The organism is Chromobacterium indicum, from assembly GCF_039708975.1.
GTDB lineage: Bacteria > Pseudomonadota > Gammaproteobacteria > Burkholderiales > Chromobacteriaceae > Chromobacterium > Chromobacterium piscinae.
Genome location: NZ_JAYFSJ010000022.1, coordinates 25409 through 39201, shown reverse-complemented (window position 1 = coordinate 39201; position 13793 = coordinate 25409). Strand labels below are relative to the sequence as shown.

The 13793-nt window shown below is 67.3% G+C and carries 11 protein-coding genes and 1 tRNA gene; 8 read left to right on the top strand and 4 right to left on the bottom strand.

Annotation, left to right across the window (positions count from 1 at the left end; genetic code table 11):
• Positions 1–3 precede the first annotated feature (3 nt).
• A tRNA-Met gene (locus VA599_RS22495) sits at positions 4–80 on the top strand.
• Positions 81–211: 131 nt separating this feature from the next.
• Positions 212–1900 (top strand): sensor domain-containing diguanylate cyclase, encoded by a 1689-nt coding sequence (locus tag VA599_RS22490; RefSeq protein ID WP_346790720.1) that lies wholly within the window; start codon positions 212–214, stop codon positions 1898–1900.
• Between the two features lie 70 nt (positions 1901–1970).
• Here the strand turns inward: VA599_RS22490 and VA599_RS22485 are convergent, their stop codons facing one another.
• From VA599_RS22485 to VA599_RS22470, 4 genes are all read right to left on the bottom strand, one after another.
• Positions 1971–3614 carry an acyl-CoA dehydrogenase family protein gene (locus tag VA599_RS22485; RefSeq protein ID WP_346790718.1) on the bottom strand — a complete coding sequence of 548 codons (1644 nt, stop codon included), beginning with the start codon at positions 3612–3614 and terminating at the stop codon, positions 1971–1973.
• A 112-nt stretch (positions 3615–3726) separates the two neighbouring features.
• Positions 3727–4587 (bottom strand): AraC family transcriptional regulator, encoded by an 861-nt coding sequence (locus tag VA599_RS22480; RefSeq protein ID WP_346790717.1) that lies wholly within the window; start codon positions 4585–4587, stop codon positions 3727–3729.
• Positions 4588–4719: 132 nt separating this feature from the next.
• The gene (locus VA599_RS22475) at positions 4720–6417 is read right to left on the bottom strand and encodes a hydrogenase maturation protein (protein ID WP_346790715.1); all 1698 of its coding nucleotides are present in this window, start codon (positions 6415–6417) and stop codon (positions 4720–4722) included.
• 115 nt (positions 6418–6532) lie between these two features.
• Positions 6533–7450, bottom strand: a complete 918-nt coding sequence (locus VA599_RS22470; RefSeq protein WP_346790713.1) for a LysR family transcriptional regulator — start codon at positions 7448–7450, stop codon at positions 6533–6535.
• Positions 7451–7559: 109 nt separating this feature from the next.
• Between VA599_RS22470 and VA599_RS22465 the strand changes: the two genes are divergently transcribed.
• From VA599_RS22465 to miaB, 6 genes are all read left to right on the top strand, one after another.
• On the top strand, positions 7560–8777 hold the full coding sequence (locus VA599_RS22465) for a tetratricopeptide repeat protein (protein WP_346790712.1): 1218 nt from the start codon (positions 7560–7562) through the stop codon (positions 8775–8777).
• Entirely contained in the window at positions 8764–9708 is a 945-nt protein-coding gene (locus VA599_RS22460; RefSeq protein WP_346790711.1) for a DMT family transporter, read from the top strand. Before VA599_RS22465 ends, VA599_RS22460 begins: the two co-directional genes overlap by 14 nt.
• Before the next feature lie 68 nt (positions 9709–9776).
• Positions 9777–10478: a S4 domain-containing protein gene (locus VA599_RS22455; protein ID WP_346790709.1), complete on the top strand. Its 702-nt coding sequence runs from the start codon at positions 9777–9779 to the stop codon at positions 10476–10478.
• A gap of 238 nt (positions 10479–10716) precedes the next feature.
• Positions 10717–11919, top strand: coding sequence for a cation:proton antiporter domain-containing protein (locus tag VA599_RS22450; protein ID WP_346790708.1), 1203 nt, complete (start codon positions 10717–10719; stop codon positions 11917–11919).
• 75 nt (positions 11920–11994) lie between these two features.
• Complete coding sequence (locus VA599_RS22445; protein WP_346790707.1) at positions 11995–12375, top strand: hypothetical protein; 381 nt, start codon at positions 11995–11997, stop codon at positions 12373–12375.
• A 29-nt stretch (positions 12376–12404) separates the two neighbouring features.
• Positions 12405–13739, top strand: a complete 1335-nt coding sequence (gene miaB, locus VA599_RS22440) for a tRNA (N6-isopentenyl adenosine(37)-C2)-methylthiotransferase MiaB (RefSeq protein ID WP_346790705.1) — start codon at positions 12405–12407, stop codon at positions 13737–13739.
• Positions 13740–13793 lie beyond the last annotated feature (54 nt).

Here is a 13793-nt window from a genome sequence, read left to right as displayed (position 1 = left end):
CACGGCGAATTAGCTCAGTCGGTTAGAGCGACGGAATCATAATCCGCAGGTCCGGGGTTCGAGTCCCTGATTCGCCACCAAATACAAAAAAGGCCAGCGCAAGCTGGCCTTTTTTGCTTTCCGCCCTCCCTGAATCCGTCCTCCGCGAGCGCATATCAACCATTCGGCCCGACGCTATAATCAAGCATCGCTTCATTCGCCAAGGCCATTCATGATTCGCCGCGCCCTCCTCGACAGCTTCCGGCTACGGCTGGCCGCCTTGTTCGGCGGGCTGTTCCTCGTCTCAGCCTTGCTAGCCGCCGTCTGCCTGGATCAGGTGCTTTCCGACCGCATCGTGCGCGACCAGGGAGAGGCCATGAGCAGCCTGGCCGGCAGCATCGCCAAAGCCATCGAAGCCAATCTGCGGGAACGCCACCGCGAAGTGCTGCTGCTGGCGCAGACCCCCACCTACATCCGGGCGCCGCTGGATGGCGACGACCTGCGCCAGAGCCTGGAGCGCACCAAGCAGGCCTACAAGTACTACGCTTGGATCGGCATCGCCGATACGCAAGGCAAGATCGTTTCCGCCGCCGGCGGCATGCTGGTCGGCCAGAGCGCCGCCAAACGCCCTTGGTTCATCCACGGCCAGCACGCGCCCTTCGTCGGCGACATCCACCAGGCCGTGCTGCTGGCCAAGCTGATGCCCAACCACTCCCCCCAGGGCGAGCCGCTGCGCTTCGTCGATTTCGCCTCCCCGGTCTACGACCCGTCCGGCAAGCTGCGCGGCGTGCTGGCCACCCACGCGCTGTGGGATTGGGTCGAAGACATCATACGGGAGCGGCTGCCCGCCCAATCCGGGCTGGAAACCTTCATCGTCGACCGGCACGGCAACCTGCTGTCGCCATTCGAGGCGGTGGGAAAAATGCAGGCGCCGGCGCCCATGCCGGCTGCGCTGACCTTCCGCCTCGGCCCCTGGCCCGGCGGCGGCGACTACCTGTACGGCGAATCCCGGGTGCAGGAGGCCGGGCTGGGTTGGCGCGTGATCGTCCGCCAACCCAAGCAACAGGCGCTGGCGACGCTGAACCGCCTGCGCGGCGCCTTGATGCTGCTGGGCCTGGCAGCCAGCGCGCTGCTGATGGCCGCGGTCTATCGGCTGGCCACCTCGTTCAGCCGCCCGCTGGAACAACTGGCCGGCACCGCGCAGCGCGTCGGTGGCGGCGAAGAGGACGCCGACTGGGCCATACGCGGCGGCACACAGGAGCTGCGCCAGCTGTCGGAAGCGATGCGCAACATGACCTCCTCGCTGCTGGCCCGCAAACAACAGCTGGCCGACGTCAACGCCAACCTGGAGCAAATGGTGGCCGACCGCACCGAACAGCTGCGCGAGTCCAACCACCTGCTGCTGCGGAAGGCCGCGGAACTGGCGCTACAGGCGCGCCAGGATGCGCTGACCGGCCTGCACAACCGCATGGCCGCCAACGAGCAGCTGCAGGAGGAACACCTGCGCTACAAGCGCGCCGGCGCGCCGTATGCGGTTCTGCTGTTGGATGTCGACCACTTCAAGCGCGTCAACGATACCTTCGGCCACGATGCCGGCGACCGCGTGCTGCGCCACATCGCCGACACGCTGCGGGACTCGGCGCGCGCCACCGACTTCGTCGCGCGCTACGGCGGCGAGGAATTCCTGCTGCTGCTGCCGGCAACCGACGCCGCCGGCGCGGCGGTGCTGGCCGAAAAGATCCGCGCCGCCGTAGAACAATCCCAGGCGCCCGACGTCGGCCGGGCCACGCTCAGCATAGGCCTGGCCACCGCAAACGCCGCAGACGCGCAGCCGGAGGCGACGGTGAAGCGCGCCGACCTGGCGCTATACCGCGCCAAAGCCAGCGGCCGCAACCGGGTCGAAGCCGAGGCGGCAAGCTGAGCCGGCCAACTTATCCACAACATCGAGCGCGCCACGCGATTTATCCACAATCCGGCGCCTGAAGAACGCGTCAGCCGCCCGGCAGCGCCCGCTCCAGCAGATAGCCGACATCCATCGCCCGCGCGTCCAGCGCGCCCGCCACCCGCCCCCAGTGCCCATCCGCCAGCCTGCTGGCGATGAAGCCGTCGGCTACCGTCGCCGGCGCGCACCCCCTCAGCAGGCAGCCCTGCACGGTCAGCGCCAGTTGTTGGGCGAAACGGCGGCCGAGCGCCTCCAGCTCCGGCGCGGACAAGGCCGCCATCGCCATGAGATCCGCCAGCGCCGCGCGCAGGCGGCGGTCGTCGCCGGCCAGGCCGGCCAACTCGTCCAGCAGCCGCTGCCAGGCCTCGGGCTCGCGCTGCAGCGCCCGCATCACGTCCAGGCACATCACATTGCCCGAGCCTTCCCAGATCGAATTGACCGGCGCCTCGCGGAACAGCCGCGCCATCGGCCCAGCGTCGACATAGCCGTTGCCGCCGAACACTTCCATGGTTTCGCCGGCCAGCTCCACCGCGCGCTTGCACACCCAGAACTTGGCCGCCGGCGCGACGATGCGCTTCCAGGCCGGCTCATCGTTTTCAAAACCCTCGGCCAGCCGCGCCACCAGCCGCAGCGCCGCCTCGCTCTCCAGCGCCAGATCGGCCAACACCGCGCGCATCAACGGCTGCTCGGCCAGATGCTTGCCGAAGGCGACGCGCTGGCGGGCGTAGGCGATAGACTGGACCAGGCCCTGGCGGATCAGGGCCGCGCTGCCTATCACGCAATTGAGCCGGGTATAGGCGGCCATCTCGATGATGGTGGGGATACCGCGGCCGGGATCGCCGATCAGCACGCCCCAGGCGTCCTGGAACTCCACCTCGCTGCTGGAATTGCTGCGGTTGCCCACCTTGTCCTTCAAGCGCTGGATCGCCACCGTGTTGCGGCTGCCGTCAGGCCGCCAGCGCGGCACGTAGAAGCAGGATGGCCCGCCGTCGCGCAGCTGCGCCACCACCAGATGGGCGTCGCTCATCGGCGCGGAGTAGAACCATTTGTGGCCGCGCAGCGCGTACTCGCCGCCGCGCCCGCCCGATCCCAGCGGCGTCGCCGCCGTAGTATTGGCGCGCACGTCGGAGCCGCCCTGCTTCTCGGTCATGCCCATGCCCAGCCAGACTGCGCTTTTCCGCTCGGCTGGCAGATCGCGCGCGTCGTATTCGCGGCTGAGCAGCTTGTCGCCCAACTGCGCCCACAGCGCCGGCTCCCGCCTCAGCAGCGGAATCGCCGCCTGGGTCATGGTGGCCGGGCACAGGGTGCCGGCCTCCACCTGGCCATGCAGGTAGAACCCGGCTAGAAAGGCGGTCCAGCGCCCGGGGCGTTCGCTGTCGAACGGCAACGACACCAGCCCCTGGGCGCGGTACAGCGCCAGCAGCTCATGCCAGGACGGGTGGAAATCGACGCGGTCGACGCGCCGGCCGCGGCGGTCGAAGGCCTGCAGCTGCGGCGCGCAGCGGTTGGCCCGCTCGGCCAGCTCGAAGGTTTCCGCGCGCCCCAGCTTCTCGCCGTAATCGGCCAGCCAGGGCGCAGCCCAATCCGCCCCGGCGCGATGCAGCGCCTCCTTCAGCGCCGGATCGGTGTCGAACAGCTTGTAGTCCTGCAATTCGTCGTACTGATTGCTCACCTCGTGGGTCTGCCAGCTCATGCGCGCCGCTCCCGAATGGCTGCGCCGCCTCGCGGCGGCGCTCAAATGAACGTTTGCTCTATCGCTTCAGCTTAGCGGATCGAGGCAAGGCACGCAGCCAGCCCAAAGCGCATCAGCGCAAGGGCAGATGCACGTCGGTCAGCAACAAATGCTCCGGCGTGTCGCTGGCCAGGTTCAGGTAATGGAAGTACACCGGAAAATCGCGCAGCGCCTCCCCGCTGGCCGGCAGCCACTCCCGGTACAGGTACCAGATCGTATCGCCCAGACTGTGGTGCGAGCCCGCGTGGCGCGCCACCGCGCAGCGGCCGCCCGGGATCTCTTTGGTCACCACGCCTTGCGGATTGCCCGGCACCGGCGCGGCGACGCTGCCGCAGATGTCGAAACGAAAACGTTCCGGCTCGGCGGTTTCCGGATTGTCGTAGGCGATGCCGTAGGTCCGGCTGCTGGCGACCGGCGACAAGCCGCTCTCCTTGCGCCACGCGATGAAGCGCAGCGCGCTGTCGTTGACCCGCTCCGGCGGCCCCAGGTGTTCCAGCGCCGCCACCATGGCGGGCTGGACATCGACGATGTTGACTTCCATGGTTTCCATTCTTTCTCTGACGGGAGGCGTCATCCGCGCGTGCCAGTCCGGCCAGTCCGGACCGCGCCGGAATTCGCTGGGCGAGCAGCCCAGCTCTTGCCGGAAAGCGCGCGAGAATGTCTCGGGATTGTCGAAACCGCAGTCCAGCGCGATGGACGTGATCTTCCGTTGCGGCTGGAAAGCCAGCCAGTAGGACGCCCGGCGCAGCCGCTGCATCAGGATGTAGCGGGCCACGCCCACACCCAGATACGCTGAAAACTGTCGGTGGAAATGGAAGCGCGAGAAGTGGGCCAGCTGGCTCAGCCGCTCTACATTGAGGGGCTGGTCCAGATGGCTGGCGATGTGATCCAATACTTTTTCGAAACGCCGCGCGTAGCGGTCCGCCTTGTCCATGCTCGTCCTCCATGGCGGCCACTATGCGGGAATGCGTGAAAACCTTCTTGACGCGGATTGCTCTGATTCGCGCCGCGTCCGGAACCGGCGCCGGGCATGCCAGCATACATTACGCCCGGTGCCGGATGCGTCTCAGTCTGCCGCGCGCGCCCAGTCCTCGATCAGGCGCTCCGGCGTGCGGCAGGCGCGGCGCTTAAACACGAAGCCCTGGCAGCGCTCGGCGAAGCCGCGGCGGTTTTCCAGCATGTCCTGCCGCATCTCGTCCAGCTCCGCGCGCCGGCATTGCAGCAGCCGGGCAAGATCCAGCTCCTGTTTGCGCCGGGCCAGCTCCGGCCAGTTGCGCTCCGCCGCCGCGGCCATGCTCAGTAGCCAGCGACCGAAGGTTTCCGGATCGCGCGGGCCGATGTCCTGCACCATGCCCAGCCGCCAGGCCTGGCGCGCGCCGATGGGCAGGCAGTCGCCGCAGAGCTTGGCCGCCGTCTCGCCGCCCACCGCGCGCGGCAGGGTATAGGTCCAGTATTCGGAGCCGTACAGGCCCATGGTCGCATAATGCGGGTTCAGCACCACGCCCTGGCGCGCCAGCACCACATCGGCCGCCAACGCCATCATCACGCCACCGGCGCCGGCGTTGCCGGCCACGCCGGACACCGTCAGCTGCGGCGCGGTGAGGATTTCCAGGCAAACGTCGTCTATCGCCTGGATGTTGCGCCACGCTTCCTCGCCCGGATGCTCCGCCGCCTGGATCACATTGAGATGGACGCCGTTGCAGAAGCTGCCGCGGCCGCTGCGTATCAGCAGCACCCGGGTATCCTGCCGCTTGGCCCACTGCAAGGCTCGCACCAGGCGCTGGCAGTGCTCGGTGCTGAGCGCGCCGTTGTAGAACTCGAAAGTCAGCTCGCCCACCCGGCCCACCTCTCGGTAGCGGATGGGCTGGTAGCTCTCCTCGCAGTGCGGATGGGTATCCACCGCCCACTCCAGCCGGGGCGCGCCGTCCAGCAGGCGGCCCAGTTCGTGGCGGGCCGGCCGCTTGAAGGTTTCCTCGCCCGCCGCCGGCTGCCGCCGCACCGATCCTATCCACAGGCTGGCGTCGCCGCAGGCCACCAGCACCGCGTCGTCGTGCACCGCCAGGATGCGGCCCGGCTCGCCGGTCCGGTGGTCGAGATGGGCATCGCACAGGAAATAGCGGCCGCCGGCCAGATCGGCCAGCACGCCGGGCTGGCCGTCGGCGGCGTCGATGCGGCGCTTGATCTCGGCCGCCGGCTGGCGCCAGTCGAAAGCGCGATCAGCCTGCTTCATGTTCGACTGCAGCCGGCCGGCCACCTGTGGATCGGCGTAATCGACCGCCTGCGGCTGGTAGCCGTCGGCGAACTTTTCCACCACATCGCGGATGCAATACATCGCGGCGTCGCTAACCGGTCCGTTGTAGAGCTCGGACTTGCGGATGCCCGGCGGCAGGTCGAACTCGCGGCTGGACCACACCGGCCCGGCGTCCATTTCCTCCACCGCTTGCAGCGCGGTCACGCCCCAGCGCTTCTCGCCCTTCATGATCGCCCAGTCCAGCGCCGACGCGCCGCGGTCGCCGACAATGCCCGGATGGACGATCACCACCGGAAACGGGCTGTCCCGCCACAACTCGGTCGGTACCCTGTCCTTCAGGAAGGGGCAGATCACCAGCTGCGGCCGCGCCTCCCTCACTTGGCGCGCCACTTCGCCGGCGTCGGTGAACAGCACCACGCTCGGCTTGTGGCCGGATTCGCGCAACTCCAGCCAGGCGCGTTGGGTCAGGCCGTTGAAGGCCGTGGACAGCAAAACGATTCTCAAGGCTTGCACTGCATTCTCCCGCGTATGGGCTCGGACAAGCGCCGCATGCTACGCAGGTGAAATTCAATACAATTTGACCGGGAACAATTTAAATGATTAAAGCATTAATAACCTGACCCATCGATCAGGCTGGCCGCCCCGCTTCGGTCAGCATGCCGTCCAAACCGCCTTCGCGCCGCAAGCGGCTCGCCAGTTGCAGGAACGACCGCGCCGCCGGACTGGCCTGCTCTTCATCCAGCATCACCAATCCCACTTGGCGCCGCACTGCCGGATGCAGCGGCTTGCTGACATAGTCGGTCACATAGGAGCGCAGCGGCAGCGACAGCTCGGCGACGATAGTGACCGCTTCGCCCCGCGCCACCGTTTCCAGCGTGCTGAGCAGCTGTCCGCAGCGATAGCGGATGTTCGGCTGCAGCCTGGCGGCCTGGAACAAGCGGGTGACCAGCTCAGCCGAACCGGCGCCGGTCAGAGCGAACGGCTCGCCGCACAACTCGCCCAGCGTCACATGCGGCCGGGCCGCCAGCGGGTGGCCGGCGGGCAGCACCGCCACCATCTGGTCCTCCACCAGCGGGCAGCAGGCGAATCGCGGCTCGGGCAGCACCGCGAAGCCGACATCCACCCGCCGCTCAAGCAGCCATTGCAGCACCTGACTGTCCGTTCCCTCGTCGATCCGCACCTCGATGCCGGGATACTGCTCCCGGTAGCGAGCCAACAGGCCGGGCAACAAACGCATCGACGAGGTCGGCCCGAACGAGCCGATGCGCAGCGTGCCGCGGCGCAAGCCGCGCGCGTCGGCAGCCTCCTGCCGCATCGCCTCCGCCAGTCCCAGCATGCCGCTGGCCCGAGGCAGCAACTGGCGGCCAATGTCGGTCAGCTCCACGCGCCCCTGCCGCCGCAGCAGCAGCTCCACACCCAGCTCCCGCTCCAGCTCCCGCACCGCGTGGGATACGCCGGACTGCGAAATCCCCAGCCGGGCCGCCGCCACGGTGAAACCCTGCATCTCCGCGACCAGGGCGAAAATCTCCAGTTGCGTCAGCGTCATCGCGCCGCTCCATCATGAGCAATCGCTCATTTTACCATGACTCGCATTTGGCATAAGAATATGCCTACTTAAACTAAAACTCTCCCAGCCCGCCATGGAACCCGACACCATGACCCAATCCGCTTATTCCGATACCTACGGCGCTTCCCAGATTTGGCCGGAAATCAACAGCCACTTTCTGTCGCTGCGCGGCATCCCGGAACACCTGCAGGCGAACACCCCCGTCCAGGCGGTGTACCGCCGCCTGCTGGTCGGCTTCGACGCCATCACCTCCTGCGAACTGAAGGATCTGTACAAATTCACGCTCTGCCTGCAGCAGCTGGCGCCGGAAGAAACCGATTGCCCCGAGCTGCGCCTGCTGGTGGCCGCGTTCCGCGCCTGGGTCAGCTTCGACTACCCGCGGGCCAGGCAACTGTTCCGCCAGCATCTGGACGCCTACCCCGGCGACGTGGTGGCGCTGTTCTTCACCCACATGTTGGACTTCTGCACCGGCCACACGCCGGAGCTGATGCCGGACCTGGCCCGATGCGACCGCCACATCGGCGCCGACCATCCGCTCTACTCCTACTATCTGGCGATCAAGGCCTTCGTCACCGTCGAGGCCGGCCACCCCAGCCAGGCGCTGAAGCTGGGGCTGGAGTCGCTGCGCCATCGCGCCGACAACATCTACGGCATCCACGCCGTCGCGCACGCGCTGCACGAGCAGGAGTGCTGGCAGGAGCTATGCACCTTCCTCGAACAGTGCAAGACGCAGTGGATAGACAACGCCGGCATGCGGATGCATGTGTACTGGCACTTGGCGATCGGCTATGAGAAGAGCCAGCAGACCGAGCAATCGGTGCGCACCTTCCACGAAATGTACGCGCTGAAGGACAGCCGCTTCGCCAAACAGGATCTGGACGCGGTGGCGTTTCTATGGCGCTACCGCCTCAACCATCCCGACGACTCCCGCTTCGACGACATCTGGCAGCAACTGGCCTTCCTGTGGAGCGGCAGCATCGGCGCGTCGATGTCCCATTTCCACCGCCTGCACGCCGCGCTGGCCTTCGCCGCCAGCGGCCAACCGGTGCTGATCGAGAAACTGCTCGCGGAAAGCGACGGCTTCGGCCTGAATCCGCAAACCCACCAAACCGGCATCACCGTGCTGAAGGGCATCCTGCATTTCGCCGAAGGCCGGATCGAGGACAGCCTGCGCACCCTGCAAGCTGCGCAGCCTCACTGGAGCGTGCTGGGCGGCAGCCGGGCGCAGCGCGAGTTGCTGCCGCTGACTCTGCAGGCCTGCGAGCGCCGGCTGGCCAATCTCGAGGCTCGCCATGAGCCTGCATGAGCGCGAAGCGTCGCCCCGGCTGTATCTGCAACTGGTGCTGGTGGCGGTGATCTGGGGCGGCACCTTCATCGCCGGCCGGCAGCTTGCCGGCGGCCTGCCGCCGCTGTTGGCCGCCTGTCTGCGCTTCACCATCGCCAGCGCGACGCTGCTCGGTTTTCTGGCGCTGACGCGAACGCCGCTGGCCCGCCCGGCGTCCGGCCAGCTGCTGCGGCTGGCCCTGCTCGGCCTGTGCGGCGTGTTCGGCTACAACCTGTTCTTCTTCTACGGCCTGCAGCACGTCGGTGCCGCGCGCGCCTCGCTGATCGTCGCGCTCAATCCGGCGATGATCGCGCTGGCGTCCTTCCTGCTGCGGAAAGAGGCGCTGCCGCCGCTCAAGCTGGCCGGCGTCGCGCTATGCCTGGCCGGAGCCGGGCTGGTCATCGTCGGCAAGAACCCGGACGCGCTGGCCGGCGCGGCCGGCGGCGGCGGCGACCTGCTGATCCTGGGCTGCGTCGCTTGCTGGGTGGCGTACAGCGTCGGTTCCCGCGGCCTGTCGCAGGCGCTGGGACCGCTGCAGACGGTCACCTGGTCCATCCTGCTGGGCACGGCGATGCTGTGGCTGGCTTCATGGCTGCGCGGCGACGCCAGCCTCGCCGCCCTCGAAAAATTGGACGCCGCGCAATGGGGCGGGTTGCTCTATCTGGGCGCGCTGGGCTCGGCGCTGGCCTATATCTGGTACTACGACGGCATCCGCCGGATCGGCGCCACCCGCGCCGGCGTATTCATCGCGCTCAATCCGCTCAGCGCGGTGCTGCTGGGCGCCGGCTTGCTGGGCGAGCGTTTGTCGCTGGAAATGGCGGTCGGCGGCGCGCTGGCCATCGCCGGCATCGTGCTCGGCAACCGGGCGGCCGGTCCTGGCTGGCGCGGTCTGAGGCCCTCCCGCCCCGCCTGAGTCCGCTTGTCGTTGCCAGCCAGAGAGCCGCAACGGATAATCGCCGTCCGTTTGACAAGGAACTGACAATGGACGAGACGAGCGTGCGCCTGTCCAAGCGCATGGTGGAACTGGGGCTATGCTCGCGGCGCGAGGCCGATGCCTGCATCGAGCAGGGCTTGGTGAAAGTGGACGGCAAAGTCGTCAATACGCTGGGCGCGCGGGTGCGGCCGGAGCAGCAAATCACGCTGGCCGGCAAACCGCAGGCTTTGGCGACGCTGCCGGTGACGATGCTGCTGAACCGGCCGGCAGACGAGGACGCTCCGCCGGAGCAGCTGTTGGGGACTGGCAGCCGCTCGCCTCAGGACGCGTCGGAGCAAGTCTGGCTGGCGCGCCACCGTCAGCACCTTAGCATCCTCGGCGCGGTGGATGAGCGATGCCACGGCCTGCTGGTCCTGACCCAGGATAAAAAGCTGCCCCGCCATCTGGCCGAATGCGAGATGGAGTTCCTGCTGCAAGTGGAGCAGGCGCCGGCGGCCGACGAACTGAAAGCGCGCGTCGCAGCCATCCGCCTGGACGGCAAACCCTTGCGCCAATGCAAGATCAGCCGCCAGAGCGACCATCAGCTGCGCTGCGCGGTTTACGCGCCGCGCGCCGGCTTCTTCGCCGAAATCAGCCACCAGCTCGGCGTCCGCCTGCAAAGCGCGCGCTGCATCCGCATCGGCCGCCTGGCCTTGGCCGGGCTGCAGCCGGGGCAATGGCGCTATCTACAGCCGTTCGAACGCTTCTGACCCCTGCCCGCGCCAGCCCGCCGGACGCCGCTCCGCGCGGGCCGCTCGCCTTCGGCTTCCCGTTCGACGGCGATGCGCGTCGCCCGGCCGCCGCCGACCGCTTCCTAGCGAACAGGTCAAGGCGCGCGGGATGGCTTCGTGCCAAAATGAAAGTTGAATAAAAATAATAAATTTATCGGAACTCGGTTCCTGATATTCCGTCTTTATACCATCCAGCCATTCAACCGGAATTCCGCCCATGCCCCACGACACCCCCTTGATCACCACCATCGTCGGCGGCCTGGTCTTCGCCTTCGCGCTCGGCGCGCTGGCCCTGCGCCTCAGGCTGCCGCCGCTGGTGGGCTATCTCTGCGCCGGCATCCTGGTCGGCCCGTTCACGCCGGGTTTCCAGGCGGACACGGCGCTGGCGCCGGAGCTGGCGGAGCTGGGGGTGATCCTGCTGATGTTCGGCGTCGGACAGCATTTTTCGATCAAGGACCTGATGGCGGTGAAAACCATCGCCGTCCCCGGCGCGCTGGTGCAAATCACGGTGGCGACACTGCTGGGCGTGGGACTGTCGCACTTCCTCGGCTGGCCGCTTGGCGAGGGCGTGGTGTTCGGCCTGGCGCTGTCGGTGGCCAGCACCGTGGTGCTGCTGCGCGCGCTGGAGGAATACGGCTGGCTGGACAGCGAGGATGGCAAGGTGGCGGTGGGCTGGCTGGTGGTGGAAGACTTGGTGATGGTGCTGACCCTGGTGCTGTTGCCGGCCTTCGCCGGCGCGCTGGGCGGCGGGCAAGCCGCGCCGTCCTGGGGCCAGCTGGGCTGGACGCTGGCGCTGACCGTGGCCAAGGTCGCGGCTTTCGTCGCGTTGATGCTGATCGTCGGCCGCCGCTTCATTCCGTGGATGCTGGAGCTCATCGTCCACACCGGCAGCCGCGAGCTGTTCCGGCTGGGCGTGCTGGCCACCGCGCTGGGCGTGGCCTACGGCGCCACCCAGCTGTTCCAGATTTCGTTCGCGCTGGGCGCCTTCTTCGCTGGCATGGTGATGGCCGAGTCGCCGTTCAGCCACCGCGCCGCCGAAGAGTCGCTGCCGCTGCGCGAGGCGTTCGCCGTGCTGTTCTTCGTGTCGGTGGGCATGCTGCTGAACCCTGAAGTGCTGCTGAAGGACACCGCGGTGCTGCTGGCCACCGTGCTGATCATCGTGGTCGGCAAATCGGCGGCGGCCTACGGCATCGTCCGCCTGTTCCGCCGCAGCCACCACACAAGCCTGCGCATCGCCGCCAGCCTGTCGCAAATCGGCGAATTTTCGTTCATCCTGGCCGGACTGGGCATGTCGCTGGGCTTGCTCAGCGCGCGCGGCCAGGCGCTGATCCTGGCCGGCTCCATCGTGTCCATCCTGTTCAATCCGATGATGTTCGCGCTGGCCGAGCGCTACAGCCGCCGCGCGGAGGCGGCGGCCTGAGCCGGCCCCGAACCGAACATTTGCCGGCCCTGCCGGCGGCTATGATAGAATCGCGCGCAACGCGTTCAATTTGCTATGAAAAAACTCATCGCCACGCTGTGCCTGCTTTGCCTCGCCCTGCCTGCCTTGGCAGGCCGCTTGCTGCCCGACGGCCTGGTGGTGGGCAGGCTGGCCGGCGTCGACGACTCCGGCATCGAGTTCGTCCGCTCCGACCGCACGCTGCTTCAGCGCTTATCGGCGCTGATCGCCATCGAGCCGCAGCATTTCGCGCTCGCCACCGGCCTGCGCGTCTTCGATGAGCACAACCGCTTCCTGCTGAGCGGACAACTGAACGCTCTGAAAGGCCGCACCATAGGCGTGACCTTCGATCAGCAAGGCAATATCAACCGCATCTGGGCGCTGGGCGACGACGAGATCGAGGCGCTGAAACAGCGCCAGGCCCAGATCCAACCCTGAAACCGAATACGAGCTGGAACCGAGTAGCAATGAAGAAGGTATACATCAAGACCTTCGGCTGCCAGATGAACGAGTACGATTCCGACAAGATGGCGGACGTGCTGGGCAGCGCCGAAGGCATGGTCAAGACGGACAACCCGGAAGAAGCCGACGTCATCCTGTTCAACACCTGTAGCGTGCGGGAAAAGGCTCAGGAGAAAGTGTTCTCCGACCTGGGCCGCATCCGCCCGCTGAAGGAAGCCAATCCCAATCTGATCATCGGCGTCGGCGGCTGCGTGGCCAGCCAGGAGGGCGACGCCATCGTCAAGCGCGCGCCCTACGTCGACGTGGTGTTCGGCCCGCAAACGCTGCACCGCCTGCCGGATCTGATCGAGAGCCGCAAGCAAAGCGGCCGTTCGCAGGTGGACATCTCCTTCCCGGAAATCGAAAAGTTCGACCACATCCCGCCGGCCAAGGTGGATGGCGGCGCGGCTTTCGTCTCCATCATGGAAGGCTGTTCCAAATACTGCTCGTTCTGCGTGGTGCCGTATACCCGCGGCGAGGAGGTGTCGCGCCCGTTCGAGGACGTGCTGACCGAAATCGCCGGCCTCGCCGCCCAGGGCGTCAAGGAAATCTCGCTCTTGGGCCAGAACGTCAACGCCTACCGCGGCCTGATGAGCGACGGCGAGATCGCCGACTTCGCGCTGCTGCTGGAATACGTGCACGAAATCCCTGGCGTGGAGCGCATCCGCTTCACCACCAGCCACCCGCGCGAGTTCAGCCAGCGCATCATCGACTGCTACGCCAAGCTGCCCAAGCTGGTCTCCCACCTGCACCTGCCGGTGCAGAGCGGCTCCGACCGCGTGCTGATGGCGATGAAGCGCGGCTACACCGGCCTGGAGTACAAGTCCATCATCCGCAAGCTGCGCGCGATCCGCCCGGACCTGTGCCTGAGCTCGGACTTCATCGTCGGCTTCCCCGGCGAAACCGAGGCCGACTTCGAGCAGACGCTGAAACTGGTGCGCGACTGTGAATTCGACTTCAGCTTCGTGTTCATCTACAGCCCGCGCCCGGGCACCCCGGCGTCCAACCTGCCGGACGACACTCCCCACGCCGAGAAAGTGCGCCGCCTGGAGGCGCTGAACGAGGTGATCGAAGCCAAGGGCTTCGAAATCAATAAGGCGATGGTCGGCTCGGTGCAGCGCGTGCTGGTGGAAAACGTCTCGAAGAAAGACGCCTCGATGCTGGCGGCGCGCACCGCCAACAACCGCGTGGTCAACTTCGCCGGCCATCCGCGCCTGCTGGGCCAGACGGTGGATGTCAGAATCACCGAAGCCCGCCCGCACTCGCTGGCCGGCGAGGTGGTGGTCAACGAGATCGCCTGACCGGGAGAGGAGCCGGCTTGCTATGCAATGCGCATCGCGCGGCGTATGCTCGGC

Coding starts and splice junctions, on each gene's coding strand:
- VA599_RS22490 (WP_346790720.1), top strand. CDS start 212: ATGATTCGCCGCGCCCTCCTCGACAGCTTCCGGCTACGGCTGGCCGCC.
- VA599_RS22465 (WP_346790712.1), top strand. CDS start 7,560: ATGACCCAATCCGCTTATTCCGATACCTACGGCGCTTCCCAGATTTGG.
- VA599_RS22480 (WP_346790717.1), bottom strand. CDS start 4,587: ATGGACAAGGCGGACCGCTACGCGCGGCGTTTCGAAAAAGTATTGGAT.
- VA599_RS22470 (WP_346790713.1), bottom strand. CDS start 7,450: ATGACGCTGACGCAACTGGAGATTTTCGCCCTGGTCGCGGAGATGCAG.
- VA599_RS22455 (WP_346790709.1), top strand. CDS start 9,777: ATGGACGAGACGAGCGTGCGCCTGTCCAAGCGCATGGTGGAACTGGGG.
- VA599_RS22460 (WP_346790711.1), top strand. CDS start 8,764: ATGAGCCTGCATGAGCGCGAAGCGTCGCCCCGGCTGTATCTGCAACTG.
- VA599_RS22485 (WP_346790718.1), bottom strand. CDS start 3,614: ATGAGCTGGCAGACCCACGAGGTGAGCAATCAGTACGACGAATTGCAG.
- VA599_RS22450 (WP_346790708.1), top strand. CDS start 10,717: ATGCCCCACGACACCCCCTTGATCACCACCATCGTCGGCGGCCTGGTC.
- miaB (WP_346790705.1), top strand. CDS start 12,405: ATGAAGAAGGTATACATCAAGACCTTCGGCTGCCAGATGAACGAGTAC.
- VA599_RS22445 (WP_346790707.1), top strand. CDS start 11,995: ATGAAAAAACTCATCGCCACGCTGTGCCTGCTTTGCCTCGCCCTGCCT.